We start from the raw sequence: 26439 nt of genomic DNA on the forward strand, positions 1-26439 counted from the left end.
TCACCTGTCACGGGTACGCAGGCGTTGGCTGCCCTCGGATGTGACGGTCAGCGACCAGTCCGGCCATCGCGGCCAGCCCAGCTCCCGCCACGGCTTCCGTGGCCGCTGCGAGAGCGTCTTCATGAAGTACACCGTGTCGATCAACCCGCCTCGCCCGCCGCCCTGGCCGTCGGGGCGCAGCCACGCGAGGGCGTCACAGTGCATCGGGGTGGCCAGCGGCGTGATGACCAGTCCTCCAGGCGTGACCTGTCGCAGCCACGCCGGAGGAATCTCCCGTACGCCGACGGTTGACAGGACCCGGTCGTACGGGGCGCCCGGTTCCCACCCCTGCTCGCCGTCAGCGCACACCACCCGCGGCCGGTACCCGAGCGCGCCAAGCCGTTCCTCGGCACGCTCGGCCAGCGTCTGCTGAATTTCCACGGTGACGACGTGCGCCGCGCCGACGTGCTCGCACAGCAGGGCGGTGGTGTAGCCGGTGCCGGTGCCGATCTCCAGGACGCGGTCCCCCGGTTGGGGGTCGAGGTGGCGCAGCATTTGGACGACGACGGTCGGGCACGAGATGGAGGACGTGAAGTCGCTGTTGGACGTGGGTCCGTCCTCGGTATGGACCGCGCCGTCGGCGATCTGGGTGATCAGGGCCGTCAGCGGCCGGTATACGGCTCTCAGCCACTGCTCCGGTTGCTCTTCCCGGTCCAGGACGGGGTATCGGCCGTCTTCGCCGGTCTTGGGCAACCACACACGCCGGGGGACGAAATGCTCGCGCGGCACGGTCAGGAAAGCGTCTCGCAGCCACTCCTGGCCGTCGAAGTACCCGTACCGCGAGATGCCCGCGGCGCACTCCTCGCGCAGATCCGCGGGGCCCGGGCCGCTGGCGGTCATTCCTCGGGCACCCCGGGGTCTTCGTCCTCGTGCCCGTTCTCGTCGCCGGTCTGGTCGGGCGTCTCCGGGATATCGCCTTCTTCCCGCTGCGGCGGGTCACCCCCGAGCCGTTCGTCCTGTCCATCGCGTTCCTCTTGTGTGGGGCTCCGGTGCCACTGCCGACGGTAGCGAAGAGGCGCCGGGCCGCACAGGGCGTGCGGTCGCGCTGACAGCGATCGGGCCGCGCGGGAATCCTGGTGGTCGCAGGCGTGGTCATACGCCGGTGAGGAAGCCGGCGGCGCGTTCGTCGAGTTCGGTGGCCGCCCGTACGCCGCGGGCGCGGAAGCGGGCGATGCTGCGGCGCATGGTGGTGACGGCCTTTTGGGTGCGGACGGAGCGGACGCCGTCCATGTGGTCAAGGGCCCGGTGCCAGGTGGCGCACGCCTGCTCGATCTGGCCGCGTTTGAGCTGCATCTCGGCGCCGGCCACCAGGTCGAGGGCAACGATCCGTGCGTAGGTTTGGGCGGGGCGGGATGTGGCGGCGCGGGCGTATTGTTCGGCGGCGGCGCGGTGCTCGCGGAGCGTCTCGTAGACCTTGGCGGTGCGTGAGTACACCGAGGCTTCCGGTGGTCCCCAGGCCAGGGCCCAGAACGGCACTTCGTCGCCGGGGGAGGCGGTCAGCAGGGCGTGCGCCTGGCGGGCTTCGGCAAGCGCGGCTGTCGGCTGTCCGGCTTTGGCCAGGGTATGGGCGTGAACGACGCGGAAGAGGGATTCGGTCTGCGCGTCGACCTTGCCTTTGGCCCGGTTGAGGCCGGTTTCGGCGAGGCCCTGGCAGTGCTCGGGCCGGTGGAGCTTGAGTCCTTGCATGGCCATCGTGCGCATGATGAATCCGTCGTGGCCGCGGATGCCGGATTCGACGGCGAGGGCGTAGGACTGGAGGTAGTAGCGCTGGGCCAAACCTTGCTGGCCTGCGTCGTAGGACTTCCAGCCGAGCAGGTGCACGCCGCGGGAGGCGGCGGAGAGCATGTGCTGGCGGATCTCCTCGGTACGGAAGCGGCCGCGGCACAGCGGGGCGACGTCGTCGTGCAGGTACTGCACGAGTGCGCTGCGGCCGTGCTGTCCGCCGTGGCGTTCGTCCAGCTCCGAGAAGGCGCGGACCATGTCGCGTACGGCGGCGACTTCGGCCCTGCCGATGATCTGGCCGGTGTGGGCGGCGGCCGTTCGGTCAGCGATCTCCTGGATGTGGGACAGGGGCAGGGCAGCGGCGGCCACCGAATACGCGGAGCTGGTCAAGAAGCGGCGCCGGTCCAACTCGAACCTCCACATCGGCATGAGGGCGTCGATCGGGTCGGCCCCGAGTGACAGGCCGATGCTGTCACCCCTGTCGCTGTCCTCGTCGGCCAGCCCTAGGTCGTGGAGGGTCAGCAGTCGGCCGAGGCGCCGGGAGAGGGCCACGGCGAGGTAGCGGCCGGTGTCGCCGGCGGGCGTCACGCCCGTGATCCAGTGCTCGACGGCGGACTTGTTGGTCCGTAAGCCGGTGCCGCACTCGGCGGCCACCGCGCGCACCGCCTTGGCCAGCGCCGCATAGGTCAGGCCGGATTCTGCGACGAGGTCGCGCAGATGCTGATTCGGCGTGCGCGTGGTCATGAGCACCTGCCCGTATACCCGATATACCGCTTGCCCTGTCCGCCACCGTACCGCCACCCGGGCTGCGCGGGTTGACTGTTTACCAGGCCGAGCGGCCGGGCGAAGCAGCTCCCCGCGTATGCAGTACGGCCGTGTGCCACCCGTCTGCCCGCGCCCGCTCAGGACGCGGGGACGAAGAGACCTGGGAGGTTTCGATCATGGAGCAGACCACCACACCCGTGTACTGCCAGCCCCTCGTCCTGGACGCCGGGGACGTCGCCGAGGTGACCCTGGGCACGGCCACCTTCGACACCGCCGACGACACCCAGTACAAGAACGACTGACACCGCCACTGGGCCCGGGGCCGCACCGGCTGAGTGCCACGGCCGGCTCCGGGAGTGAAGGGGCGCCGGGTTGCGAAGGCCGTGCCGGGCACGACCGCCAGCGACCCGGCGTCTCGTTCTTTTCCGACCACCGAAGCGAACTTCGAGGAGCGGGCATCTGATGCGGTGGAGTGCGGGTTGGTACGGAGGAAGCAGGCACGACCGGCTGCCGAGGAACGGCCGGCCGGTACCGGAGCTGGGGGCGGCCTGGACGTCCGGCTGGCCCGCCGGACGGGTGCACACGGCAGGCTGCGGGCCGCTGGCCTTGGCTGTGGTCGGCGACTGCGGCGCCGATGACCAGCAGCTCGCGCGGGCCCTGGAATGGGTGCGGGCGAAAGACTGGCGGGCGTTGACGCGCTGGCCCGGCTCCTACCTGACCGTCGCCCGCAGCGGCGCGACGTTGGCGGTGATCGGTGACCTGGCCGGGCAGCACCCGGTGTACTGGCGGACCGAGACGGCGGGCACGTGGTGGTCGACGTCGGCCGGGGCACTGGCCGCGCTGGACGGGGCGCCGGTCGATCCGGCCGCGCTGGCCGCCCACCTGGCCCTGGGACAGCCGGATGTGCTCGGGCAGCGCAGCCTGTTTCGCACGGTGCGCCGGGTGCCGACCGGACATCTGCTGCTGATCGGCCCCGAGCAGGCCGCTGCCGTGCCCTACGAGCCGGCCGAGTACCAACCGGTGCACCTGCGCGATGCTGCTGCGACGGTGCGGGCCGCGCTCGCCGAAGCGGTCGCCGTCCGGCTCGACGGCCGGCCGGTCAGTGCAGATCTGGCGGGGCTGGACTCCACCGCGCTGGCCTGCCTGGCCGCGCGCAGCGGGCCGGTGGCCGCGGTGACGTTCGCCGACGAACGCCTGCGCGACGACGACCTGGCGTACGCGGTGCGCACCGCCGCCGCGGTGCCCAACCTTCATCACCGCACGGTGCGCGCCCGCCCGCAGTGCGTCTACTACGCGGGCCTGGACGACGTGTCGGCGCTGCCGGCCACTGACGCTCCGAACGCGTATGTCGTCACCGCCTCCATCAAACGGGCCGTCCTGGACGCGGTCGCCGGACAGCAGGCCCGGGGCGTGCACTTCACCGGGGCGGCCGGGGACGCGGTGCTGTCCGCGCCGTCCTCCTACCTGGCCGACCTGCTGCGGACCCGGCAGTACCGCCGGGCCTTCCGGCACGCCCGGACGCACGCCCGGCTGCGGCACACTTCCGCATGGGCCGTGCTGCGCCGGGCCCGCCCCGCCTCACGCACCGATCTGCCCGGAACCTGGCGGCAGCTGGCCGCCGTGCTGCGGCAAGCGCCTCGGGAGTGGGTGCCCCAAGCCCAGCACCCCGTCGCCTGGACGCCGTTGCTCGCCACGGCGGACTGGATGAGCCCCGACGTGCGCGGGCAGCTCGCGGACGCCCTCAACAACGCGGCCGGGCACAGCGCCGGGGCGCCCCGGCTCCTGGCGGCATGGGCCGGCCGGCAAGACCTCGCGCGCCTGGGCGCGGACACAGCCGGGTGGCGCGAGATGGCGCTGGCCGGGCACAGCACCGAGATCGCCGCTCCGTTTCTGGACAACGAGGTCATCCGGGCCTGCCTCACGGTCCCGGCCGATGAGCGCGGGGCCCCGGACCGCTACAAGCCCCTTATGGGCGCGGCGTTCACCGGGATGGGGGTGCTTCCGGACTTCGTGCTGTCGCGGGTGACGAAGGGCGGCTTCAACGCGCTCGCCTACGCGGGCCTGACCCGGCACGCTCCCGTCCTTGCCGACCTGCTCGGCGCGTCCTCCCGCCTGGTCGCCGCCGGCCTGGCCAGCCAGGCGCCGGTAGCCGGGCTGCTCGCCCGCGCGGCGGCCGGGCAGCCCACCGCCCAGGGCGCCCTGCACCTGGCCGTGGCCGCCGAGGTGTGGCTGCGGCAACGGGAAGCTGAAGATGCCCGCTCCTGGTGGGAGGTGCGTGCCCGTGCTGCTGCGTGAGAGCGCGCACGCGGTGCTCACCGACGAGGGTGGCGCCATCCTCGATGAGCGCACCGGCCGCTGGACGCACCTGACGCCGACCGCGTGCGCCGCGCTCCTGCTGTTGCTGGCCAGCTCCACCGAGGCGCAGGCCGCCCGCGGTTTCGCCGAACGGTACGGCATCGGCGCCGAGCAGGCCGCCCGCGATGTCCGCGCGGTCGCCCACACCCTCGCCAGCCGGGGGCTTACCGCCGATGGCCCGCACGGTCCTGCGCTATCGCGCCGCGGGTGGGGGTGGCGGCGGTGACCAGCATGGAGGCGTACTCCACCGTCCGCACCGGCACCTTCGCCGAACGCCTGGCCGCCGCCGCGGGCCTCGCCCTGGCGCTGGCGCTGGTGCGTCTGCCCTTCCGCCACGCCGCCCGGGCAGCACGCCTCGCCCGGCGGATCGGACGCCGCCCGCTCGACGCCGCGCGGGCCCAGGCGCTGGCCGGCGCGGTGCGGCACACCAGCCGGCTGTGGCCGGGGCGCGCCGCCTGCATGGAGACGTCGCTGGGCGCCGTGCTCGCCGCGGCCTTGCTCGGCCGCCGTCTGAACTGGTGCCTGGGCGCGCGGTTCGCACCGCCGCCGGTGCAGTATCACGCGTGGGCCGAACTGCCCGGCGGCGGACCGGTCGGCGAGTACACCGTCAGCGGGTGGCACCACCACGCCGCCCTGACGATCTGACCGCTGCGCACCGTCGGGCGCCGTGTCCTTCACCCGCCTGCAGCAGTTGACCGAATGCGCGCCCCTTGCCCCTCGAAGGAGTGAAGTCGTTGACCGCCGTCGCCCTGGCTGCCGAGTCCGTTCCTGAGCACCACTACACCCACCACGAGGGCCGCGGGCCCACGCCGCACCGCTCCAACCCGGCGGTCATCCACCGCGAGCTGACCACCCTGGACGTCCGCCCCGGCCATACCGTCGCCGAATGCGGCACCGGCTCGGGCTACTCCGGCGCCCTCCTCGCCCAGCTCGTCGGTCCGAGCGGCACGGTGGCCAGCCTCGACATCGACCCCTTCCTGGTGCGCTGGGCCAACCTGATCCACCACGAACGCGGTGCCGGCAACGTCCGCTGCCACACCGCCGACGGCACGGCCGGCTTCGCCGGGGGCGCCCCGTACGACCGGGTGGTGGCCTGGTGCACGCCGCCGCTGCTGCCCCAGGCGTGGGTGAACCAGGTCGCCGACGGCGGGCTGATCGTCGCGCCCCTGCCGATCGCACCGGTGCCCAACCTCACGGTCGTCGCCAAGATCCGAGTGCAGGACGGGGTGCCGGTGGTGGAGGAGGTGTTCCCCGGCGGGTACATCGAGGCGACCACCTCGCCCAAGAGTGACCTGGACCTGCCCGGCCGCTGGGTGGACTGGGAAAACCGCACCCCCGCCCCTCCTGGATCTCCATCGCCTGGCGCGCGGACGACGATGCGCTGCACACCGGCGCCCGGACCACTCTGGCCCGTCTGCTGAAAGACGCACACACCGAGCGCTACGCCCGCCCGGACATCGACTGGCCGTCCTGGCGCACCTTCGCCGCCACCCGCGGCGACCACCGGCTCACCATGGCCGGGCTCACCCCGGGCCGGTGGGCGATCGGCCACACCACCGCGACCACGGCCGCCGTCCTCCAGCAGGACGGCACGATCCTCGCCGACCGGACCGACTCTCCGTCCCTGGCCGTCCTGCACAGTTGGCTGAAGCAGTGGGAGGAAGCCGCACGGCCAGCACCCGATACCTACACCCCGGCCCTGGTCCGCGCGGGCGACCACGAGGACCAGGCGGGCTGGCTCTTGCGGCTGAGTTGACGCAGCATGAGGCGATTTGAAGCTTCCCCTCGCAGGGCGACTTCGAGGGGCGGCCCTCTACGAGAACCCCGACGCAGATGAGAGGGACGCCGGATGTGAACCACGGTCGGGCCCCTCTCCGGCGGTCTGCCGACATTGCTGGTAGACCGCCGGGGACGGGGCAGGGTCAGGAAAGGGCTTTCAGGAACAGGGACGGTCCGGCGTCGGTGCGGCTGGTGTTGACGCCCTGGCCGGAGAAGTCGCGCAGTTCATTGTGGGCCCAGTCCTGGATGGGCAGATGCTGGAAGCGGGACGGGTCGCTGCCGTCGGAGCCGAGCTGGAAGATGGTCTGCGCTCCGGTGCCGACGGCGCCGTAGGGAGCGTAGTTCTCGAACGGGCCGCCGGGGCGGGTCTGTTTGGTCAGGGTGTTGCGGAAGAAGACGTTCTGCGGTCCTGAGGAGCCCGACCACTTGACGGCCTTGGGGCCGGCGGCCCACCAGATGGGGAACCACTGGGAGTCGTCCTTGGCCTCGCCGCCTTCTCCGCCGCAGTTGGCCTTGCAGTTGCTGGAGCGGTGCTCGTAGGGCACCCGCACGGTGTTGTTCTCGAAGAGATTGCGGCGTTCCCAGCCTCCGTGCAGGTTGAGGTCGGAGTCGAAGTCGTTGCCGATGGCGACGTTGTTGGAGGCCGACCACTGGAAGGTGAAGTGGCGTATGTTGCGGGTGGTGTTGTGGGCGTAGAGCGAGTCCCACACCCGGCTGCCGCGCAGGTAGCCGTTGCCGCCCTTACCCTTGTTCCAGGCGCCGTCGATCATGTTGTGCTCGATCTGAAGGTTCTTGGCAACCTCGGTGACGATCGGGTGGGAGCCGGTCATGTCGGCGCGGATGCCGCGTACCCAGGAGTTGGCGGCCCATTTGAACACGATGCCGTGCATGGCGTATTCGGGGGCCAGGTTGCCGTAATTGTGCTTGGCGTCCTCCGGAGAGAGGTCGTAGGTACCGCCTTGCAGCTTGGGCAGGCCCTTCATGTCCTGGGTGAAGGAGAAGTTCTCGAAGCCCACGCCGACCACCATCTGCAATGGTGTGACCTTGCTGGCGTAGGGCTTGGCGTCGGTTCCGCCCAGCGGCGCTGAGCCGTCGGAGGTGGAGTCCACCGGGACATCGAATTCCAGGGGCTGGTCGAGGGTGACGGTGCCGTTGTGCTCATCGACGGCGGTGATGGTGAAGACCTGCTGGCGCATGTGCAGGTCCTCGATGCCCTTGCTCCCCACGGGAACCGTCTGCTCGTCGTAGAACTTCTGGGTGTTGGCGGCGCCGACCCAGATGTATCCGCCGACCGGGAACCGTTCCATCCGTGTCCTGGGCTGGAGCTTGATGACCCGGTCGCCTCGGCGTGCGGCGAAGCCCTGGCCGCCGGGCGCCTCGGCCACCTTCACACCCGAGGCCCAGTGCTGGTTGACCGAGCCCTGGAAGAGGTCCTCGCGGTTCTTCGGGGGAAAGGCGCAGCGTTCCTTGTAGCGGTCGGCGACCTCCAGTGTCTGGACGCGGAACAGTCCGCGACCGGGCCAGATCCAGCCGCCCTGGCCTGTCTGGGGCGGTGTCTTCTCGTCGGGTTTCACCTGGCACTGGAAGACGGTCGCCTGCTGGTCCCAGCGGCCTCCGTCCGGAGTGAGGGCGTCGTAGCGGGTCGTCTCATTAGGCCGGAACACCAGGCGGCTGCCGTCGTTGGGGTTCGAGCCCTGCCCGCGGATGACGAGGTAGGAGGCGTTGACGGACAGCTGCTCGCTGATGTTCAGCACGCCCTTGGGCAGCTCGATGAGCGAGAGCTTGTCATAGTTCGCGTACGGCGAGCAGCGGGTACGCAGCTCTTCGATCGCGTTCTGCAGTCCCAGGGTGTCGTCGGCACCGTCATCGGGCCGGACGCCGAAGTCGGCGGCGAGCCGGGCCGGTCCGACCCGGCAGGCCGGATCGGGGTTGATCGCGGACTCGCCGGGCAGCGGCTGCCCGCCCCGGTAGCCCGCCCGGCTCCAGTCCGGCAGCCCGGACTGCGGGGCACGACGGTTCTGGCTGCTGAGCGTCCAGTCGACCTTGTCCTGGTCCACCTGTACCGTGTCGGGATTCTTGCCGGCCGCACCGCGGCAGGTGAACACCTGTGGCGCGTTGCCGAGCCGGGCGGCGGCCGCGGTCAGGCAGGCGCCGAGCGCCTGCTGCCCGTAGAGGTTGGGGTGGATCGCCTCCTGCTGGTGCCCCTGGGAGCCCCAGAGGACATCCTTGGTCTGCTCCATCACATAGGGAACCCAGCGGATCCACTCGGCCTGGTCCGCCGGGAGCGGGTTCTTCAGGGAGTGGTCCGCGGTGGCCTGCTGGGACGATGCGGCACACAGCTCGTGCCCGGCGAAGGCGTACTGCAGGTCCAGGAAGGTCGAACCGCTGCGCGCGGCGACCCCGCGCAGCATGCTGCTGATCTTGGGGACGACATAGCCGTGCGCCCAGTCCGTGTCCTCGTCCAAAAACGGGCAGCCGCCGTTGCGGTAGCGGCCGTAGGAGGTGAGGACGCCGCCCACGGGGACGTCGTTCTGCGGGTAGCGGTACTCGCTGCTGCGCGGCAGAGGGTTGGGGTAGGACTGCAGGACGAGCTGGTAGCTGGAGTCCTCCTGGCCCGCCTCGCGCATCGCGGCCCGGATGCCCTCCACGGCACCCCCGACGTCCTTCTCCGCCTGGCGTAGCCGTTCCTCGAACGCTTCTTGCTCGCTCTTCTTGCACGAGGCGCCCAGGGCGGACGGGGCGAAGTAGGCCCTGGCGCATGCCGCGATGACGTCCGAGAACTTCAGGTCGTTGCCGCCGATGGACACCGCGATCATCTTGATGTGGTGGTTCTTGGCGATGTCCTTGAGGTCCTCGACCTGGGGGCGCTGCCCCTTGAATCCGGCTTTGGCCAGATGCTCGGTCCGTGCTCCGGAACAGGCGATGTTGAAGCGCCGCTCCTTGGGGATGCCCGTGATCTCGGCGCCCTTGATCTCGGCTGACAGGGAACGGTCGCAGGCGTCACCGCTCTTCTTCACGTCATACGCGGTGCCTGGCTCGTAGACCTGGCCCAGATCGGTGCGGCAGCCACTCTCGCCACTTTCACACCGGGCGGCCCGGTCCGTGCCCCACGCCGAGCCTCCCGGCCCCGTATTGGCATTTCCGGCCCAGCGCCCGGCCTCGCCGGAGATGAAGCTGTCGCCCATCGAGACGATGGCGTCCTGCTTCTTGCCGTTGTCCTCGCAGGCCGCCGCGGGAGCGCTGCGGCGCTCCAGGCCCTGGGGCGCGTTGTAGCGGGTCCAGTGATCCCAGATGGCCGCGTTGCAGTCGACCGGATCCCACGGAGCGAAGCGCACCGGGTAGTGATCGGAGTCAGCACTGGTGCTGAGGGCGACGGCGAGATTCGGGATCTCCTGGTCAGCGACCATGAAGTCGAGCGGGTAACCGCTCTGCTGGGTGGGAACGGCTCGCCCGTCCGGGTACCGGGCGTTGTAGATCGGCCGGTCGATGCCGGCTTGATGAAACGTGTCCGACAGAGAGTTGAAATCGCCCAGCACACGCCAGGGTGCTCCGCCGGCGTTGTTCCCGATGGTCCGCACCAGAGAGACTGCGTGCGGGTTCGGGGTGGTGTTCTGGCGTATCGACGCGGCGTGCACGTTGAAGAACCAGGTGCTGCCGAACTTCAGCCCCAGTGCGGGGCGTTCCCGCATCCACCTGTTGGGCGTCGTCGGGTCCTCTCCTTCCACGGTGATCGCGTCTTCGGCCGGTGACCGTGTCCATACCGCCATGGACTTACCGGAGTTCCCCGCCTCGTTGAGCGGGGCATCTGCCGTCCGCTGCTTTTCGTAAACCTTCAGGTAGTACAGGTAGCCCGGCTCATTCTGGCCGCGCCAGTGCCCCCAGCGGTACATGCACAGGCGGAAGCGCTGAGGGGGCAGTCCGGTGGCAGTGGTTCGCTGGTCATCAAAATTGTCCAGAATGAAATTCTCGCTCTGCTGGGTGCAGACGGACAGTCCGGCCGGCAGCGTGGTCACTTCCTGAAGTGCCACCAGATCGGCGTGCCGCAGCAGCCCGTTCCTGATGGGTTCCCACCCGTTTCCGCCCTGCGCATTGAACGTGAGGACCTTCTCCGGGACCGCCGTTGCCTGCTGTTGCGCGGCCGAGGCCGATGTCGGAGTCGAGGCCGGCCTCTGCGCGCTCGCCGGGCCGGCCAGGAAAGACGCCTCACACAGGCCGATGAGCAATACGAGGGCCAGCAGCCCGGAAATGTGGGTGCGCAGGAACGCCCCGAAAACCGCCGGGTGGCGCCGTGGCGGCGCCAAGGATCTTTTGCGTCTCATGGTTGTCTTTCGTCGTAATGAGAGACCACCCTGCGCCATTTGGGCAGCCGGCAGGCAGGACAGGACTCTCACGGAGCGGACATTGTGACATGCGCTCAGAAAATCACCCAGACCAAGCCAAACGGACTCAACCAGCCACGCGCGGCCACCACCCGAGCCCGACGCCCCCGCACGCACCGCCAACGAAGCCGCGCCCTCGCACTCCCCACCCATCACCCCGCTCCCAGCCCCCGCCTGCTCGACGCCGACGTTACGGGGCAGCTGGCTTGGCCCGCCCAGAGCGTCGTCCAGGCTCATCCCGTCCCCGCCGATCAGTCGCTGGATGACCTAGTACTGCAACGGTGCTTGCCGTGACTGGTGGCCAGTTGGGTCGTTGGTCTGGTTATGGGTGGGGGCCTTGCTGATGTCAGGTTGTGGGCGGGTGAGCTTGAAGCGGTGCATGGGAGGTTCGTGCACCGCTTCAGCCGGGAGGAGCCGCGCCAGTCGGCGCTGGCCTATATGCGCGGGCTGATCTCGCCGCTGGAGCGGAAGAACGGCTGGACGCTGGCGGAGGAGGCCGGTTATGGCGGCCCCGATCGCATCCACCGGCTGCTGAACCGCATCGAGTGGGATGCTGACGAGGTCCTGGGCGACGTACGTGACTACGTCGTGGAACACCTCGGCGACCGGGACGCCGTGCTCATCGTCGATGACACCGGTTTCCTGAAGAAGGGCGTCCGCTCGGCCGGGGTCCAGCGGCAGTACTCCGGCACCGCGGGACGCACCGAGAACTCCCAGATCGGGGTCTTCCTCGCCTACGCGACGGGCCGCGGACGCACGTTGATCGACCGGCGGTTGTATCTGCCCGCGTCGTGGACGGATGACCGTGAGCGATGCCGGCGGGCGGGCATCGGCGACAGTGTCGCCTTCGAGACGAAGGTGGCCATGGCCAAGGAGATGATCCGCCGGGCCATCGCCGACCGGCTCCCGTTTCGGTGGGTGACGGCCGATGCCGCTTACGGCTTCAGCAAGGGCTGGCGCTTCGAGCTCGAGCAGGCCGATGTCTTTCACGTCATGGCCACCACCCGGCACGACACCGTCGTCACCCGCTGGGCCATCGACCACCCCGTCCACGACCTGTTCCCCGGCCTGCCGCGGCAGAAGTGGAAACGCCGCTCCTGCGGCGAGGGGGCCCACGGACGGCGGATCTTCGACTGGGCCCGCGTTGAGGTGCGGCCCTGGCACCGCGAGGACCGTCAGCACTGGGTGATCGCCCGTCGCAGCGTCAGCCGGCCCGAGGAAATCTCCTACTACATCGCCTACTGCCCCGCCGGCACCACTCTCGACGAGCTGATCCGCGTCGCCGGGAGCCGATGGGCGGTGGAGGAATGTTTTCAGAGCGCGAAGCAGGAGTGCGGGCTGGACGACTACCAGGTCCGCCGCTACCCGGGCTGGCACCGCCACATGACGTTGGCCATGGCCGCCCACGCCTGCCTGACTGTCCTGCGGGCCCGTGAGCTGGATGCGGAGAAAGCAGAAACGGATCCTCCCAGCTCATCCACCTCAGTCTTGCCGAAATCCGGCGTCTGATCTACCGACTCACCCACCGCCGGCCGGCACCGGCCGAGCACATCCTGTACTGGTCACACTGGCGTCGACGGCGCCAGCACCAAGCCCGCAACAGTCACTACAAGCAACGCGGGCACAGCCCCTGATCCTGGCCACCAGTCACGGCAAGCACCGTTGCAGTACTAGTGCTTGATTCCTCAAACGGTGTACGTATATCGGCGCCGCAGTACGCGGGTTGGTGGTGGGGGTCTGCCCCAGATCCAGGGGCTGGCGCGGGAGTTGAGCTGGCTGGTTGTGAGGGCGGTGGCGTATGCGATCTCGTCGCGGTTGGCGAAGGACCGGCCGGCGAGGGCGGCCTTGCGGAAGATGCGCCACCAGCCTTCCTGAAGGTTGAGCCAGCACGCGCCGACGGGGATGAAAGCGTGGTGGATGCGGGGGTGGTCCTCGAGCCAGGTCCGGGTGGACACGCTGTTGTGGCTGGACAGGTTGTCGGTGACGATCCAGATCTCCCCGGTCGGGTTGGCGTCCTCGAGCAGCTGCAGGAACTGCTGGTAGAACACGCTGTTGCGGGAGGGTGCGGTCATCGTGACTGCCTGACCGTTGGCCGGCCGCAGACCGCCGTAGACCCAGGTTTTCTCGGGCCCGCGGCTGTAGTCGAGCTCGGCTTTGATCCGGCGTCCGTCTGGTGACCAGGCGGGTGCGGGCTGGAAGGCCCGCGGGATCACCGGCCCCAGCTCGTCGGCGCAGATCACCGTCGCACCGTCGGGCGGGTGGGTGTAGAGGCCGATGATCCGTGTCCTTTTGGGACGAAGTCCGGGTCTTTCGAGCGTGTCCAGGACCGGGTGCGGCGCCAGCGCACGCCCTCGGCGAGCAGGATGCGGCGGATCTGTGAGCGGCCCACCTCGATCCCTTCGGCCCGTGCCGCCGCGGCCAGGGAATCCAGCGTCCACTCGGATGGTCCGGACTCGTCGAAGGCCCACAGTTCTCCGACGGGTTCCCACCGCAGTCGCCCCGGCGGCACGGTCTTGACCAGGGAGATGATCCGAGACCGTTCCTCCTCGGTGATCCGTCGCTTACGGCCCTGCCCGCCCAGATCATCGAGTCCCTGCAGGCCCGATCGGTTGAAGCGGTGCAGCCAGCAGCGGACAGATTTCTGGCAGCAATCCAGCTCCACCGCGATCGCCGGCACCCGCAACCCCGACCAGCTCAACTCGATCATCCGGGCCCGCATCACCGCATCCCGCGGAGCCTTCCGTGCCCGTGACAGGCGCCGGACGACGGCCCGCTCGTTCTCGTCACGCTCCGGTCGTGTCCATAAAACCATTGCCCAGCACCCGCCCCCGAGCACCCTCAACTACCCCGCCACCAGAACATATGCCCAGCGAAAGAGGAATCCAGTACTAGCCCCGTACTTCGCGGGTCGTTGATTCGTTTGGTGTGACCGGTTCGGTGGTGTCCTGGGCCGGTGGTGTGGCGTTGGATCGGGTGTGTCGATGACTTCCCGGTCTCCGCGGCCACGGGCTCAGCGTCAGCGTCTTGAAGTGGCCCTCCGCGACCGCCGGAACTGACGGGTCGGCAACACCGCACCGCACGGGCCGGTGATCCGGCGGTTGGAGCGTGGCCTGGTGAGAAGCGACGTATATCGGGATGTGGGCGAGGCCGCGTGGTCGTGGGTGCTGGACCACGTGCGCGAGGACGAGGGCCCGTGGCTGGTGCAGGCCGTGGTGGAGGACGGCCCTGAGGCCACGTCACCTGCCCAGGACCGCGACTCGCTGTACGCGGGGATCGCCGGCCTGGCCCCGATGCTGGCCGAGGTCGCACAGTACCGGGAGCTGGGCGTGCGGGAAACGGCGCTGGCGACCGGCCTCGTGACCAGACTGTCGGCACAGGCCGGGCAGCGAACAGAACCCTCGCTGTACGACGGCCTCGCGGGCGACGCGACGGCGCTCAGACTGCTCGCCCCGGGCGAGGAAGTGGTGGCGCTGCGGCGGCTGGCCGCCCTGGCGACCGGCGACGGATGGAAGACCACGCTCGACTTCGAGCCGGGCTCCGACGCGCCCCTCACCGACGTCATCATGGGCACCGCGGGCGTGGTGATGACGGCGGTCTGGGCGAAGAGCGAGTTCACAGACGCGATCGCGACGACGGGAGGCGAGGCCCTGCTGCGGGCGGCGGACCGTACGGAAGCGGGCCTCGACTGGGGCATGACGCCGGGGAGACCGTCGAGGGCGCCGAACTACTCGCACGGAACGTCCGGGGTCGCGGCCGCTTTGGCGGTCGCGGGCGCCGTCCTGGACCGCGAGGACTTCGTCGAGGCAGCGGTCGCGGGCGCCCGGCACGTCCTCTCGGTGGGGTCGTTGAAGGATGCGGGCTTCGTCGTCCCGCACACGATCCCGCCGTCGCGCCGGGAGGTGGAACCGGTGACGTACACGTGGTGCCACGGCCCGGCGGGCACCTCGCACCTGTTCACCGCGCTGGCGCACGCAGGGGTCACCGAGGTGGCTGGCCACGACGTCGACGAACTGCGGCACCGCTGTATGACCTCGATCCTCACCTCGGGTGTGCCGGAACGCCTCCGTCCCGGCTTCTGGGACAACGACGGCCGCTGCTGCGGAACGGCGGGCGTCGGAGACGTCCTGCTGGACGCGGCCCAGGACTGCCGGGTGCCGGAGAGGAGACAGACCCTGCTGCGGGCCGCGCACAGGATGGGTGACGCGTTGGTCGACCGGGTCATCAGGGATGCCTCGGGCGCCCGTTGGCGCTTTCTGGAACACCGCGAGGACCCGCCGCTGCTGCCGCCCGGCACGACGTGGATGCAGGGCGCGGCAGGCATCGCGGCCTACCTTCTGCGCCTCGCCCGGTACAGTGAGACGGGCCCCGACGCCCCGGTCGTCGACCGCCCGGACCAGTGGTGGGCCGTGCCGGCACACCTGCGCACTACACGTACGGGTGCATGAGCGACCAGTCCCATTCGAGACAAGTAATCCATAACGATTTCGGCCTTGTGTGAGGCGTGGTCCCCTCTAGCCCCGGACTTCGCGGTCACAGTTTCAGGTCTGCGGCCAGCGGGTCTGTCCGATGTCGGTGTCGAGCAGGCCGAGGAGGTGGAGTTGTACGCCGCGGGTGGTCTGGACGGTGGGCGGGTCGGTGATGTTGCCGATCTGCAGGGTGAGTTCGCCGAGGTGGTAGAAGATCATGCGGCCCGTGGGGCGGACGCGGCGGTTGTCGGGGTAGAGACCGCTCATAGTCTGCTCGGGGCCGAGCGCCCGTCTGACCTGGCGTTCGATCAGACAGAAGACCAGCAGGGCCAGGCAGATGACCTGGATGAGGGCGGCGACGCGCCGGTTGTGCTGGACGAAGACCGGCGTAACCGCGAGCGGGCCCTTGAAGTCGTGGTATCTGCGTTCGACCGTGCCCTGGCCCTTGTAGTGGATCAGGGCCTGCCCGGCATCCGCCTGGTCGGCGGGGACGGACGTCAGCAGTGCGTGCCAGCCGTCGACAGCAGATTCGGCCTTCAGCACGCTGGTGTCGAAGTGCCAGGCCATGACCGGGGTGCCGTCGTCGTTGTGGGTGACGGTCCAGCGCAAACAGGAGGTGACGCGGCGCTTGGCGGCGATGACACCGATCCGGGCGACGATCTCCTCCCGGGTCCTGTAGTGGCGTCCGCCGGCCGCAGCAGTGAGCTTGCTCAGATCTTCGGTGGCCTTGGCCAGGCATTTGTCCCGGGCGGCTTGCCAGCCGGCGGTGTTGGCGGTGGAGTGGACCAGGATCGCCGCACGGTGAGCGGCGGATCGCTCTTGCGGGGCCCCGTCAGAGTGTGGGCGTCCTCCAGCACACGGTAGGTCTCGCGCAGCTCGGCGGGCTTGCCCGCCTCCCGGCCCGGGGTCCAGTCCACGACAGCGGCCTGCGCGAGGCCGAGGGCGGCATAGACCTCGTCCTTGACCTGCGCGGCCGGGGCCGGGGCGATGAACCGGACCCCGGACGCGAGCAGGGCACGGATGTTGGAGTAGGACACCAGCTTGGAGCCGGCGACCATCAGGAAGTCGCGCTCACCGGCCATGGCCCGCAGGTCCTTCATCGCGCCGACGACCTGGCTGACCTCGGCCGCACCACCGCCGAAGACCCGGGCGTGGAGCGGGATGCCGCCGTCAGCCGACACCGCAAGCCCGGCCTGGACCTGCTTGAGATCAAAGCGCCGGTCCTCGGGATGCCCGTGTCCGATGACGGGGAAGTCCTCGTCCTGGCCCTCAGCCGGGAAGGCCCCGTGCACGGACATGCTGGTCATGTCCCAGTGCATCCGGGCCACGTCGATCCCGAACTCACCGATCGCCCGCGCCCCGACCGTGCCCGCGATGTGCTCCAGGTGCGGAGCGATCCCGTCCAGAGCCCGGGTCAGACGATCATCGTTGAGCAGACCGGACTCGATCCCGAAGACCTCCTCCACCGCCCAGCACCTGGCCCAGTCCTCCACCCGCACCAGCGGCGCCGACGAGGTCAGCCGGTTGGCCACCAACGCCTCGACCACCTGCCCGTGCGTCACCAGCGCACTCGCACCACCAGGACATACCTCGTCGACAATCCCAGCGACATCCAGCTGGCGCAGAAACTCGGCAGCGACAGGCAGAGCGCCCAGACGCTTCTCCACCACGGACGTCACCGCCACTTCAAGACGCTGACGCTGAGCCCGTGGCCGCGGAGACCGGGAAGTCATCGACACACCCGTTCCAACGCCGCATCACCGGCCCAGGACACCACCGAACCGGTCACACCAAACGAATCAACGACCCGCGAAGTACGGGCCTAGCTGGTCCGCTCGCCGCGGCGTACGGCTCCGCCAAGTGATCGGTCCTCGCATCCGGGTCCGTCCCGTTCAGTGCGCGGTGGTGACCGCGTCTTTCAGGCGCCCCCGAAGGGCGCTGATCTCGCTGCTGCCCGCGTAAGGCTCGGTTTCCTCGTGGAGTTCGCTGAGCCGGTCGGCGATGCGGGTGCTGTGCAGGCCCTCGGCGATGGTGAGGGCAATGGTGGCCTCCTGACAGGCTCCCGCCAGTTCTCCGACGGCCAGGTGGGTGCGGGCGAGGCCGATGTGGTCGAACGCGCGGGAGCGTACGCGGGCGTCGGGCCGCAGCCGCAGGGCGTTGGTCAGCAGCGTCAGAGACTGCTCGGCGCGGTGGGTGCGCTGGTGGCCGGAGGTCTGCTTGGCGGCGATCTGGTGGGCGACGCCCAGGGTGGCTGACAGTTCCGCCTCGTCGAAGAACGCGGTGTGCGGCGGCTCGTCGTCCGGGCGGATGCGGGTGAAGGCGTCTTCGGCTTCCTGGGCCGCCCGCTGGCTCTCTTCCAGGTCGCCGCACATGGCGCTGAAGCGGGAGTGGAGCGCGGCGAGGACCGCGCGGGTGCCGGGGCTGGCGTGCCGGCGTGCCCCGTACTGGGCCAGGGCGATCAGTTCGAGGGCGTCCTCGACGTGCCCCAGGTGGGACATCTGCCGCGCCATGCACTGGAGGATGTGTGCGCCGAGCTGCCGGTCACCGCCTTCGCTGGCGGCGTGCACCGCGGCGACGAACAGGCGCTGCGCGCTGACGTGCGCTCCGGCGTCGAAACTCATCCATCCGGCGACACTGCCCAGGTCGGCGACAGCGCGGAAGAGGCGGCGTCCGGTGGCTTCGGTGTAGGAGGCGGTGGCGAGCAGGTCGTTGATCTCGCTCATCTGGGCCACGACCGCCCGGCGGGAGAGCACGCCGCCGTGCCGGTTGTCCGCGTCCCGGAAGGCGGCGGTCAGTGCCTCGATCGATTCGACCTGCGCGATGCCCAGCCGGCCGGTGCGCGGCGCGTTCGGCATGCTGGCGGGTTTTGCGGACGGCCAGCGGCGCAGCGGCTCCAGGAGGGCGTCGGCGGCGCGGATCTGTGCGGCGTCGTCGCTGGTGCGGGTGTGCGGCAGCATCAGGTCACTCCGGGTCAGGTGGGCGATGGCGGCGATGGTGGCGGTGTGCTGCCAGGGCAGATCGGTGCCATGGGCGGGCGGCTGGAGCGGTCCCGGCAGGCCCACGTCTGCCGGGGTCAGGGGCAGAGCCAGTCGGGCGCCGAGCACCTGGGCGATGATCTGCGGCACGGGCTCGCGCGGGCACTCCCCGCCGCGCCAGCGCCGTACCCGGCTCTCGTCCGGATTGATGTCCCGGTGCCCTGCGGCTCGCGCGCCCGCGGTCACCGCTTGGGCGAGCTGGGCGTTGGAGAGCTGGGCCCGTTCCATGAAGTGGTTCAGGAGCGCATTGGGCACCCGTTTCCCGGCCTGTCCCATCCTTGGGCCCTTCCGCCGTGGTACCACCGAACCTTCCGAGCGTACGCAGCCCGCCGCCTGCCGGGAACAACGCAGGCCAGTTCGCCGGTGTTTCGCCGGTCGGCGCGCCGGGGCGGCGCCGCGGCGTCAGCCGCCGTTCGCCGGGCTTCACCGGCTTCGCGCGGCCAGGTGGCTGTGGTGCCGTGATGATGACGCCCCGGGGCCGCGGCTCCGGAGCCTGGCGTCTGGATCACAGCGAAAGGCCCCTCATGGAACTTCCGTTCATCGTGGTCGATCAGCTCACCCCACAGCAGGAACGCGACTGGCACGCCTACTTCGGTACGCACGGCGCCGACCGGCCCCGCGACATCGAGGAAGGCATCTGGCGGCGCACCCAGGAGCCGGCCACGGCCGCGCAGCCCGGTGACGCGCGGCGCCGCATGGTGCACTACCGCTACCGCTACGGTCTCGCCGCCACCACCGGTGCCCCGGCGCTGGCGCTGCGGCAGCTGTACCTGTATCACCACGCCGCCGCCCCGGCCGAGGAGATCGGCGCGCACTGGGAGGCGGTCCGTGCCGCCCTGCGCGACGGCGGCTGGAGGCCCGAGGGCGGCGTGTGGGTGCGCGGTGATCTGCACGTCACCCCGACCCTGCGCTCCGGGCCGCACCCGGAAGACGCCCGCGCCGGACGCACCCTGCCGCACGGGTACGCCTGTCTGGACGTACAGATCACCTCGTCCGGGTACGTCCCGCCCCCGGCGACCCGCCGCCGTCCCTGGGACGTCCTGGCCAGCGGCATCCGCCGGAAAGCGGCCCCCGGCGCCTTCCGGCGCATCCCGGACCTCGCCCCGCTCGCCGACTACCTGCCCTTCCAGGTCGAGATCGGCTGCGGCACGAGCTGGGAGGCCGGCATTCCCGCGCTGCACCGGCTGCACGAGATCTACCGGGTCACTACCCGGGAGGACGACGCCCCCGGCGTCCACGGCTTCGTCCTGCGCCCCGAGGACGACCCGCTGCTGTCCGAGTTCCTGACCGCGCCGGAGGAGAAGGTGGAGGAGTGCGTGGAGATGTACCGGGCCTGCTTCCAGGCCCGGCCTACCCCCGCCCTGACCGCGCTCAAGGAACTGCACGACGCCGGATACCTGACCGGGCCCGTCATCACCAACAACTTCGACGTGCTGGCGGCCCGCGCCGGGCTGCGTGAGTGCTTCGTGCGCCGCTACGACCAGGCCGTCCCCGACGTGGAGTGGGGCCGGGGCGCCCGCGCGCTGCTGGTGGTGGGGCTGCACGCGGACCGCCGCCAGGTCGCCGCCCGCGCCCGGGAGCGCGGTATGCAGGTGATCCACTGCGATCCCGAGGGCTTCTGGAACGGCGGAGTCTTCCACCCCTACCCGCTGGAGGGGCCGCAGTGCGGAGACCTGGTGTGCACCGCACCGGCGGGCGAGGCGCTGCCCGCCCTCGCCCAGCATCTGCTGGAGAAGGTCGCGGCCTGACGCCACGTCAAGGGTGCGACCTGCGCAATGTCCGCCCGGCCGGTCAACGGCGCTAGCGTGCGAGCCCGTTGACCGGTCCGGCCCGCATCGGGGCCGGGCGGATTGTCGAAGGAGCACATCGTATGCGCGTATCCGTCATCGGCTGCGGCCATCTGGGCATCCCGCACGCCGCAGGCATGGCAGAGATCGGCCACGAGGTGATCGGCGTGGACACCGACCAGGCGAAGATCGACACCCTCAACCGCGGCGAGGCCCCCATCTACGAAGCCGAGCTGCCCGAACTGCTCAGGCGGCACACCGCGAGCGGACGGCTGCGCTTCACCACCAGCCTCACCGAGGCGGCGGAAGCCGCCGACGTGCACTTCCTCGCCGTCGGTACGCCGATCGACGCGGACGGCCGCGGCTATGACATGGGCCAGGTCTTCGGCGCCGCCCGCGCCCTGGCCCCGCATCTGAGCCGGCCCACGGTCATCATCGGCAAGTCGACCGTCACCCCCGGCACCACCGCCAAGCTCGCCGCCCTGCTGGCCCGGCACGCGCCGGCCGGCCGCGACGTCGAGGTGGTGTGGAACCCGGAGTTCCTGCGCGAAGGCCATGCGATGGCGGACACCCTGCGCCCCGACCGGATCGTCGCAGGTGTCCCCTCCCACCACGCCGAGGACATCGTGCGCGAACTCTACGCGCCCATCGACGCGCCGCTGGTGGTGTGCGACCCGCCCACCGCGGAGGTGATCAAGGGGGCGGCCAACTCCTTCCTCGGCCTGAAGATCAGCTTCATCAACGCGGTCGCCGACATGTGCGCCGCCTCCGGCGCGGACGTGGCGACCGTCGCCGCGACCATCGGCATGGACCCGCGCATCGGCACCGGCGGCATGAGCCCCGGCATCGGCTACGGCGGCGGCTGTCTGCCCAAGGACATCCGTGCCTTCACCGCCGCGGCCCGCCAGCTCGGCGCCGAGGACGCCGCCGGCCTCCTGCGCGCCGCCGAGATCATCAACGAGCACCGCCCCGCCGCCGCCCTCGACCTGATCACCCAGGCCCTCCTCGGCGGAACGCTGGCCGGCCGCGACATCACCGTCTGGGGGCTGCCTTCAAGCCCGGCACCAACGACGTCCGCGAATCCCCTGCCCTGGCCGTCGCCCGGCTGCTCCAGGACCGCGGCGCCCGCGTCACCGTGCACGACCCGCACGCCGTGCCCACCGCCCTGGCCCGCCACCCCGAGCTGGAGTACACCGACGATCTCGCAGCCTCCGTCAAGGGGGCCGAGACGGTCGTCCTGGCCACCGAATGGCCCCACTACCGCGACGCCGACCCCGCGGCGCTGCGCGACCTGCCCGCCGAACCCTTGATCGTCGACCTGCGCACCACCCTCGACCCCCACCGCTGGACGGCCGCCGGATGGCGCGTGCACCAGCTCGGCCGCCCCGCGGTGGGCACACCCCAGTAGATCGCCGGGTCCCGTACGGCCGCCCGGCCTGCCCGCAGAAGGAGAGCACCATGACCACGCACAAGCTCCTGGACATCCTCGACCTCGACACCGTCGAACACCTCGCGGCCGTGTGCCGGCAGGCAGGCAGCGACCTGCCCGACGGGGAGCTGAAGGCCCTCCAGGTCAGCAAGGTCGGCGAGGAAGGCGGCGAGGCCATGCACCAGTTGCACGGCCTCAAGGGGCTCACCACCTGCGACTGCCCCGAGCACTCCTGGAAGGGTGTGATGAACGACCTCGGGGGTGCCGTCCTCGCCGCGCTCATCGCCATGGTCTACATCGACCCCGACGGCTGGCGCACCACCCTGGCGGAGGTTCTGCACCGCCGTACCCGGCGCGGCCGCGAGCACGCCGCCGCGTAACCCGCGACACCACCGGCGTGGGCAGCCGCATTGCCGGGCCGCCCACGCCCCAGGCGTTTACCGTGGACTCACCGGCGAGCCAAGGAGTGCCCATGGGTGTGGCGGCAGCGATCCGCAACAGCGACGGCGCCTACCTGCTGCACCTGCGCGACGACATCCCCGGCATCTGCTGGCCCGGCCACTGGAGCTTTCTCGGCGGCCAGCTGGAGGCCGGCGAGACCCCCACGAGGCCATCACCCGCGAACTCCAGGAAGAAGCCGGTCTCGTCCTGCCCGGCCTGCGCCCCCTGGCCACGGTGCAGCAGGGCAACGGCCGAGCTGACATCGAGGTCTTCGCCGCCTCCTGGGACGGCGACGCCGCCCGCATCCAGGTGACCGAGGGCATCATGCTCGCCTGGTTCCACCCGCAGGTACTGCCGCGTCTGCGCGTCCCCCGTGGTGCGTCGAAGCCATCCACCTCCACCACGCCACCGCACAGCAGCCACCTTCACCTGACCTGCCATGAGCCACGCAGACGACGGGCCGGCCCGCGATGCCTCCATAGTCGTCGCCCAGGACGCCGCAGACCGCCTCGCCTTGCTCAGCGGCCACTTTGCACGCGACCTCACCTTGGGCCCGCAAGAACTTTCCCCGACCGAGGCGGATTTCACGCTGAGCTGGTGGCCGATGAATGATGCCCTCACCGCCGCGGTCGAAGGGCGCTTCCTCCTGCCGGCCGGGCCACTCGCACAACGTGGAGCGTGACTCCTCGCGCTGGACACGTCGGCCTCTCGGCGACGGTGAAGGCGCCCTAAACGGAAGGAGCCCCACCCCTTACGGGGTGGGGCTCCTTCGTATTCCCGCATAGCCGACCACGGGTACTGTTCTGGTGTCGAAGCAGAACAGGAGCCAGTATGCACGCTCTGCCCGAAGACCACATCGGCGTGCGCATCGCGCGTCTGCGCCGGGAACGCCACCTCACTCAGAAGGCTCTCAGCGAGCTGTCCTGTGTCCCGTACAGCACGCTGACGAAGACGGAGCAAGGACGTCTTCCAGCGACCCCCCATTTGATCGCGGCTTGCGCACACGCCATGCGCGTTGAGGTCGCGACCATCGTCGGGCAGCCCTATGCAGCCTCATTGCGCGAAGACGAGCTGGACGTCCTCATCCGCCCCATCCGTAACGCCTTGGATGTCTACGATCTCGGGCCGGACCCCGATATAGAGGCCCGGCGCCCCGAGGCCCTGCACTCGGCGGCAGAAGGACTGTGCAGGGCCGTACGCGCTGGAGAGATCAAGAAAGCGGCGAGCGACGTTGCCGGCCTTGTCGAGGAGGCGACGACCGCTGCCCACGCGGCTGGCAGCCGGGAGGGGTGGCTGACTCTCGCCAGTTTCTACCGCACCTCCTACGACGTTGCTGCGAAGCTGGGATACCCGGATCTGGCGCAACTGGCGCTGGCCCGGATGGACTGGGCGGCACACCGTGGTTCCGACGCTGTCCTCGGGGGCCTGACCCACTACCTCCGCGCGTTGACCTACCTGCGGGAAGGTAACTTCCGTACCGGTGGGCGTCTCGTCACGATAGGTCTTTCCACGCTTGAACAGGCCGAGGCGACCCATGAACGGAAGGTCGTTACCGGACAGCTCCACCTCGGGGCCGCCGTGATGGCCGGCCGAGCCCATGACAGGGAGCGGGCCAAGGAGCACTTGGACGCGGCCGAGAGGGTTTCCAGGGACACGGGTGAGGCCATCAAGGTTCACTGGCTCGCCTTCGGCCCCACCAACGTGGCCACACACCGCGTCTCCGTGTTCGCTGAACTCGACCAGTACGGCAAGGCCGTCGATGCGGCCGCAGGGATGCACATCCCTTCCGGGTGGCCGAAATCTCGGACGAGTCATCACCACGCCGAGGTTGCTCGCGCACAGGTATGGACCGGGAAGCTCGACCATGCCTTCGAGAGCTTGCTTAAGGCACGGAAAGCCGCCCCTCAGCAGGCCAAGTACTCCCCAACAGTCCGCGAGACGTACGCCAGCCTGGAAGCGGCACATCGGCGACTGCCTGAGAGTTTCCTGTCCTACGGGGCATGGCTTGGCCCGTCCCACTAACACTGAGTGAAGCGCTGGCCCCAACTATCATCAACTCATGATAGTTGGGGCCTAGTTGTGGCCCCAGCATGTCGTCATTGGCCATCTCGACATGGAGCCGACCATGACGACGAACCGCTTCACGCCTCAGCAGCGCGCCTGTCGAAACGCGCTCGCTGACGCCGCAGCCAGATTGCCCGTCTCGCTGCTGCCGACGTATCAGGATGCGGGCCCTCCCCGCGATCAGAGGGCCGTCGTCGCTGCTCGAACCCCACAGTTGACCGAGCAGAACCTCCACGCCCCAACCGCTTCGCTATGCGTGCGCCCCTGGAACGAGGCGCTGCACCCCCTGCGTGTGGCCCGGCAGATGGGCCGAACACGCGCGGCGGAGATCTGCAAGGACGAGTACTTCCTCGGCGCAGCCGAACTGGTCGTCTCGGAGTTGGTCACTAATGCCGTGCGCCACTCCGGCGGCGATGTGTGGGTTGAGTTTCCCCAGGCCCCGTGGTCGTTCATGGTCAAGGTTCTGGATGAGTCGTCACGAGCGCCTCACGAGCGCGACGCCACCGCCGACGACCTGAGCGGTCGCGGGCTCCTCCTCGTACGCATGACCGCGGCCGAGTACGGCGGCGAGTATGTCGTCGAAGGCAATGATCGCGGCAAGGCCGTGGTGTGCTGGCTGCCCGTACCTACCGCGATGCGGCGGGAGAAGTCGGCGTGATACTCGGCTTCACCTGGGGGCGCCCTCTGCGGGCCTCTCGACCGACTCGGCCAGCATCCGCCGACGCGGACCGCACGCCTGCGCCTCCCGTGGTCCCGCCGGTACCGAGCAGCGGTCGCGGCATCTGCTTCGACTGGGGCACGCGGCTGGAGCTGCGGGGAGCGCACCTGCTCACCTGGTGGGTGCAGCACACACAGCTGGTCTCCGGCTGCCCCGAGAGCGACTGGACGTCCGAGGGGGCCAGGCCGAGCACGCGATGCACGCCGTGGACCTGCTGTACCTGGAGCTGTGCCAGCTCGACGTGGCCGCGAAGCACCCGCTGCGCCTGGAGCTGGATCACCTACGGCAGGTCCGTGCCCGACAGCAGTACGCCGAGTACCTGACCTACTACAACTGCTCCCTGAGCATCACCGTCATCACAGACGACGCCGCGCGCCACGTGCTGGCAGTTCGGTGCCGCGCCACCCCACTCCAGCTTTTCGCGCCGGGAGCTGACGTACCCAAGGGCGCCTTCGTAGGGGGTGCGGTGTGACCGGGCCGGAGGCGATCGTGCGGGGGCTGTGCTGGCTGGCCTGCAAGCCGAACCGCCCGCGCGCGCTGTTCTGGTCCGGCACGGCCAGGGCCTGGGGCCAGACCGTGCCGCTGTACTCGTGCGAGCAGTGCCAGCGCCTCTTCATCAAGCGCGCCCTGGCGGGCGTCGGCGACGAGCTGTGCTGGCTGTGGTGCGGCCGCGAGAACGTGGACACCGAGCTGGTCGGGACGTTCGAACTCGCGGTGCGCACCTGGCGCACCGAGCCGGCCCGGCCGCCGCGGCTGCTGTCGTGGTGGGAGTGCCGGGCCGCCGTGCACGGCTGCGCGATGTGCACCGAGCCCGCCCAGCGCCTGATCCGCCAGGGCCCGACCGTGGACCCGCCCCCGACGCCCACGGCCCGCACCGCATCGTCACCCCGCTGCTCACCGCGGCGTGACGCCACCCGCCCGTCCCCGATACCCCTTCGACTGGAGACCCTGATGGCTCCCCTCCTTGCACCGCAGAGCGTCCGGTCCGCTCTGATCCTGAACCACCACGGCGCGGTCCTGGGGTCCGGACCGCCAGCGCGCCGGGCGGCTTCTTCCGGCTGCCCGGCGGTGAACCCGGCGAGGACAACGCCGACTGGTTCGGGCTGGCACGGACCGTGACGTACGAGACCGGGCTGACGGCCACGATCTCCCGGGTGCTCGTCCGGGCCGCCGACGAGCCCGACGGACGCCCCCGCTGCACGTACGTGCACTTGTGCGGACGCCTGCCGGAGCGGCAGAAGGTGACCCTGGGCGGCCTGGACCACTACGAGTGGGTGGCTCCCGGCGCCCTGCCTGAGTTCTTCGGGCCGTCGGCGCCGCTGGTGGAGGCGGCCCTCAAGTCCCTGGCCAACGGCACCGCGATCGACATGTGCGACGGCGTGATCGTCGCCGAGGAACGGGCGGTGTAGGCGATGCCCCAGACGCGCACTGGCGGCCGCTGCGCCGCGGCGGCCGCGCTA

General features: G+C 70.3%; 25 protein-coding genes and 1 pseudogene. 18 read left to right on the forward strand and 8 right to left on the reverse strand.

Going from position 1 to position 26439, the window contains the following annotated elements:
• Positions 1–879 carry a methyltransferase domain-containing protein gene (locus tag ACEXOX_RS07390; RefSeq protein ID WP_406519624.1) on the reverse strand — a complete coding sequence of 293 codons (879 nt, stop codon included), beginning with the start codon at positions 877–879 and terminating at the stop codon, positions 1–3.
• Positions 880–1131: 252 nt separating this feature from the next.
• Positions 1132–2505, reverse strand: a complete 1374-nt coding sequence (locus ACEXOX_RS07395) for a hypothetical protein (RefSeq protein WP_406519625.1) — start codon at positions 2503–2505, stop codon at positions 1132–1134.
• A 197-nt stretch (positions 2506–2702) separates the two neighbouring features.
• Between ACEXOX_RS07395 and ACEXOX_RS07400 the strand changes: the two genes are divergently transcribed.
• From ACEXOX_RS07400 to ACEXOX_RS07425, 6 genes are all read left to right on the forward strand, one after another.
• Positions 2703–2828 (forward strand): hypothetical protein, encoded by a 126-nt coding sequence (locus tag ACEXOX_RS07400; RefSeq protein ID WP_406519626.1) that lies wholly within the window; start codon positions 2703–2705, stop codon positions 2826–2828.
• A gap of 160 nt (positions 2829–2988) precedes the next feature.
• Positions 2989–4821, forward strand: coding sequence for an albusnodin/ikarugamycin family macrolactam cyclase (locus tag ACEXOX_RS07405; RefSeq protein WP_406519627.1), 1833 nt, complete (start codon positions 2989–2991; stop codon positions 4819–4821).
• On the forward strand, positions 4808–5107 hold the full coding sequence (locus ACEXOX_RS07410; protein WP_406519628.1) for a PqqD family peptide modification chaperone: 300 nt from the start codon (positions 4808–4810) through the stop codon (positions 5105–5107). The genes ACEXOX_RS07405 and ACEXOX_RS07410 overlap by 14 nt, the downstream gene beginning before the upstream one ends.
• Positions 5108–5112: 5 nt before the next feature.
• Positions 5113–5526, forward strand: coding sequence for a lasso peptide biosynthesis B2 protein (locus ACEXOX_RS07415; RefSeq protein ID WP_406526259.1), 414 nt, complete (start codon positions 5113–5115; stop codon positions 5524–5526).
• 89 nt (positions 5527–5615) lie between these two features.
• A complete protein-coding gene (locus ACEXOX_RS07420) occupies positions 5616–6302 on the forward strand; it encodes a protein-L-isoaspartate O-methyltransferase family protein (RefSeq protein WP_406519629.1) in 687 nt (228 codons plus the stop codon).
• Positions 6303–6394: 92 nt separating this feature from the next.
• The gene (locus ACEXOX_RS07425; RefSeq protein WP_406519630.1) at positions 6395–6637 is read left to right on the forward strand and encodes a hypothetical protein; all 243 of its coding nucleotides are present in this window, start codon (positions 6395–6397) and stop codon (positions 6635–6637) included.
• 166 nt (positions 6638–6803) lie between these two features.
• Here ACEXOX_RS07425 and ACEXOX_RS07430 read toward each other — a convergent pair whose 3' ends face one another.
• On the reverse strand, positions 6804–10979 hold the full coding sequence (locus ACEXOX_RS07430; protein WP_406519631.1) for an endonuclease/exonuclease/phosphatase family protein: 4176 nt from the start codon (positions 10977–10979) through the stop codon (positions 6804–6806).
• Between the two features lie 384 nt (positions 10980–11363).
• Between ACEXOX_RS07430 and ACEXOX_RS07435 the strand changes: the two genes are divergently transcribed.
• Positions 11364–12548, forward strand: coding sequence for an IS701 family transposase (locus tag ACEXOX_RS07435; RefSeq protein ID WP_406518361.1), 1185 nt, complete (start codon positions 11364–11366; stop codon positions 12546–12548).
• Positions 12549–12724: 176 nt separating this feature from the next.
• Here ACEXOX_RS07435 and ACEXOX_RS07440 read toward each other — a convergent pair whose 3' ends face one another.
• Entirely contained in the window at positions 12725–13279 is a 555-nt protein-coding gene (locus ACEXOX_RS07440) for a transposase (protein WP_406519632.1), read from the reverse strand.
• On the reverse strand, positions 13276–13851 hold the full coding sequence (locus ACEXOX_RS07445) for a transposase (RefSeq protein WP_406519633.1): 576 nt from the start codon (positions 13849–13851) through the stop codon (positions 13276–13278). Before ACEXOX_RS07445 ends, ACEXOX_RS07440 begins: the two co-directional genes overlap by 4 nt.
• 301 nt (positions 13852–14152) lie before the next feature.
• Here ACEXOX_RS07445 and ACEXOX_RS07450 point away from each other — a divergent pair, with 301 nt between their 5' ends.
• On the forward strand, positions 14153–15484 hold the full coding sequence (locus ACEXOX_RS07450; protein ID WP_406519634.1) for a lanthionine synthetase LanC family protein: 1332 nt from the start codon (positions 14153–14155) through the stop codon (positions 15482–15484).
• A 93-nt stretch (positions 15485–15577) separates the two neighbouring features.
• Here ACEXOX_RS07450 and ACEXOX_RS07455 read toward each other — a convergent pair whose 3' ends face one another.
• The 3 genes from ACEXOX_RS07455 to ACEXOX_RS07465 all read right to left on the reverse strand — a co-directional run bounded on the left by ACEXOX_RS07455 (position 15578) and on the right by ACEXOX_RS07465 (position 18795).
• Positions 15578–16114, reverse strand: a complete 537-nt coding sequence (locus ACEXOX_RS07455; protein WP_406519635.1) for a hypothetical protein — start codon at positions 16112–16114, stop codon at positions 15578–15580.
• Between the two features lie 101 nt (positions 16115–16215).
• A complete protein-coding gene (locus ACEXOX_RS07460; RefSeq protein WP_406519636.1) occupies positions 16216–17238 on the reverse strand; it encodes a DUF4277 domain-containing protein in 1023 nt (340 codons plus the stop codon).
• Positions 17239–17397: 159 nt separating this feature from the next.
• Positions 17398–18795, reverse strand: coding sequence for a transcriptional regulator (locus ACEXOX_RS07465; protein WP_406519637.1), 1398 nt, complete (start codon positions 18793–18795; stop codon positions 17398–17400).
• A 269-nt stretch (positions 18796–19064) separates the two neighbouring features.
• On the opposite strand from ACEXOX_RS07465, the gene ACEXOX_RS07470 reads away from it, so the two are divergent.
• From ACEXOX_RS07470 to ACEXOX_RS07515, 10 genes and pseudogenes are all read left to right on the forward strand, one after another.
• Positions 19065–20288 (forward strand): hypothetical protein, encoded by a 1224-nt coding sequence (locus tag ACEXOX_RS07470; RefSeq protein WP_406519638.1) that lies wholly within the window; start codon positions 19065–19067, stop codon positions 20286–20288.
• A 122-nt stretch (positions 20289–20410) separates the two neighbouring features.
• Positions 20411–21735, forward strand: a pseudogene (locus ACEXOX_RS07475) (UDP-glucose dehydrogenase family protein).
• Between the two features lie 50 nt (positions 21736–21785).
• Positions 21786–22136 (forward strand): hypothetical protein, encoded by a 351-nt coding sequence (locus ACEXOX_RS07480; RefSeq protein WP_406519639.1) that lies wholly within the window; start codon positions 21786–21788, stop codon positions 22134–22136.
• Positions 22137–22228: 92 nt separating this feature from the next.
• Positions 22229–22510 carry a hypothetical protein gene (locus ACEXOX_RS07485; RefSeq protein ID WP_406519640.1) on the forward strand — a complete coding sequence of 94 codons (282 nt, stop codon included), beginning with the start codon at positions 22229–22231 and terminating at the stop codon, positions 22508–22510.
• 126 nt (positions 22511–22636) lie between these two features.
• Entirely contained in the window at positions 22637–22879 is a 243-nt protein-coding gene (locus tag ACEXOX_RS07490; protein WP_406519641.1) for a hypothetical protein, read from the forward strand.
• 149 nt (positions 22880–23028) lie between these two features.
• On the forward strand, positions 23029–24219 hold the full coding sequence (locus tag ACEXOX_RS07495) for a helix-turn-helix domain-containing protein (RefSeq protein WP_406519642.1): 1191 nt from the start codon (positions 23029–23031) through the stop codon (positions 24217–24219).
• Positions 24220–24322: 103 nt separating this feature from the next.
• The gene (locus tag ACEXOX_RS07500) at positions 24323–24919 is read left to right on the forward strand and encodes an ATP-binding protein (RefSeq protein ID WP_406519643.1); all 597 of its coding nucleotides are present in this window, start codon (positions 24323–24325) and stop codon (positions 24917–24919) included.
• Positions 24920–25175: 256 nt separating this feature from the next.
• On the forward strand, positions 25176–25451 hold the full coding sequence (locus ACEXOX_RS07505; RefSeq protein ID WP_406519644.1) for a hypothetical protein: 276 nt from the start codon (positions 25176–25178) through the stop codon (positions 25449–25451).
• On the forward strand, positions 25448–26098 hold the full coding sequence (locus tag ACEXOX_RS07510) for a hypothetical protein (protein WP_406519645.1): 651 nt from the start codon (positions 25448–25450) through the stop codon (positions 26096–26098). The genes ACEXOX_RS07505 and ACEXOX_RS07510 overlap by 4 nt, the downstream gene beginning before the upstream one ends.
• The gene (locus tag ACEXOX_RS07515; RefSeq protein WP_406519646.1) at positions 26095–26388 is read left to right on the forward strand and encodes a hypothetical protein; all 294 of its coding nucleotides are present in this window, start codon (positions 26095–26097) and stop codon (positions 26386–26388) included. Before ACEXOX_RS07510 ends, ACEXOX_RS07515 begins: the two co-directional genes overlap by 4 nt.
• The last annotated feature ends 51 nt before the right edge of the window (positions 26389–26439 follow it).

The sequence above is a fragment of the Streptomyces sp. Ac-502 genome, from assembly GCF_045222935.1.
GTDB lineage: Bacteria > Actinomycetota > Actinomycetes > Streptomycetales > Streptomycetaceae > Streptomyces > Streptomyces monomycini.

What these genes read in the sequence shown, in the direction of transcription:
- ACEXOX_RS07490 (WP_406519641.1), top strand. Translation starts at nt 22,637, where the DNA reads ATGAGCCACGCAGACGACGGGCCGGCCCGCGATGCCTCCATAGTCGTC.
- ACEXOX_RS07460 (WP_406519636.1), bottom strand. Translation starts at nt 17,238, where the DNA reads ATGACTTCCCGGTCTCCGCGGCCACGGGCTCAGCGTCAGCGTCTTGAA.
- ACEXOX_RS07500 (WP_406519643.1), top strand. Translation starts at nt 24,323, where the DNA reads ATGACGACGAACCGCTTCACGCCTCAGCAGCGCGCCTGTCGAAACGCG.
- ACEXOX_RS07430 (WP_406519631.1), bottom strand. Translation starts at nt 10,979, where the DNA reads ATGAGACGCAAAAGATCCTTGGCGCCGCCACGGCGCCACCCGGCGGTT.
- ACEXOX_RS07445 (WP_406519633.1), bottom strand. Translation starts at nt 13,851, where the DNA reads ATGGTTTTATGGACACGACCGGAGCGTGACGAGAACGAGCGGGCCGTC.
- ACEXOX_RS07390 (WP_406519624.1), bottom strand. Translation starts at nt 879, where the DNA reads ATGACCGCCAGCGGCCCGGGCCCCGCGGATCTGCGCGAGGAGTGCGCC.
- ACEXOX_RS07505 (WP_406519644.1), top strand. Translation starts at nt 25,176, where the DNA reads ATGCACGCCGTGGACCTGCTGTACCTGGAGCTGTGCCAGCTCGACGTG.
- ACEXOX_RS07400 (WP_406519626.1), top strand. Translation starts at nt 2,703, where the DNA reads ATGGAGCAGACCACCACACCCGTGTACTGCCAGCCCCTCGTCCTGGAC.
- ACEXOX_RS07485 (WP_406519640.1), top strand. Translation starts at nt 22,229, where the DNA reads ATGGGTGTGGCGGCAGCGATCCGCAACAGCGACGGCGCCTACCTGCTG.
- ACEXOX_RS07405 (WP_406519627.1), top strand. Translation starts at nt 2,989, where the DNA reads ATGCGGTGGAGTGCGGGTTGGTACGGAGGAAGCAGGCACGACCGGCTG.
- ACEXOX_RS07480 (WP_406519639.1), top strand. Translation starts at nt 21,786, where the DNA reads ATGACCACGCACAAGCTCCTGGACATCCTCGACCTCGACACCGTCGAA.
- ACEXOX_RS07435 (WP_406518361.1), top strand. Translation starts at nt 11,364, where the DNA reads ATGGGTGGGGGCCTTGCTGATGTCAGGTTGTGGGCGGGTGAGCTTGAA.
- ACEXOX_RS07425 (WP_406519630.1), top strand. Translation starts at nt 6,395, where the DNA reads ATGGCCGGGCTCACCCCGGGCCGGTGGGCGATCGGCCACACCACCGCG.
- ACEXOX_RS07495 (WP_406519642.1), top strand. Translation starts at nt 23,029, where the DNA reads ATGCACGCTCTGCCCGAAGACCACATCGGCGTGCGCATCGCGCGTCTG.
- ACEXOX_RS07395 (WP_406519625.1), bottom strand. Translation starts at nt 2,505, where the DNA reads ATGACCACGCGCACGCCGAATCAGCATCTGCGCGACCTCGTCGCAGAA.
- ACEXOX_RS07415 (WP_406526259.1), top strand. Translation starts at nt 5,113, where the DNA reads ATGGAGGCGTACTCCACCGTCCGCACCGGCACCTTCGCCGAACGCCTG.
- ACEXOX_RS07470 (WP_406519638.1), top strand. Translation starts at nt 19,065, where the DNA reads ATGGAACTTCCGTTCATCGTGGTCGATCAGCTCACCCCACAGCAGGAA.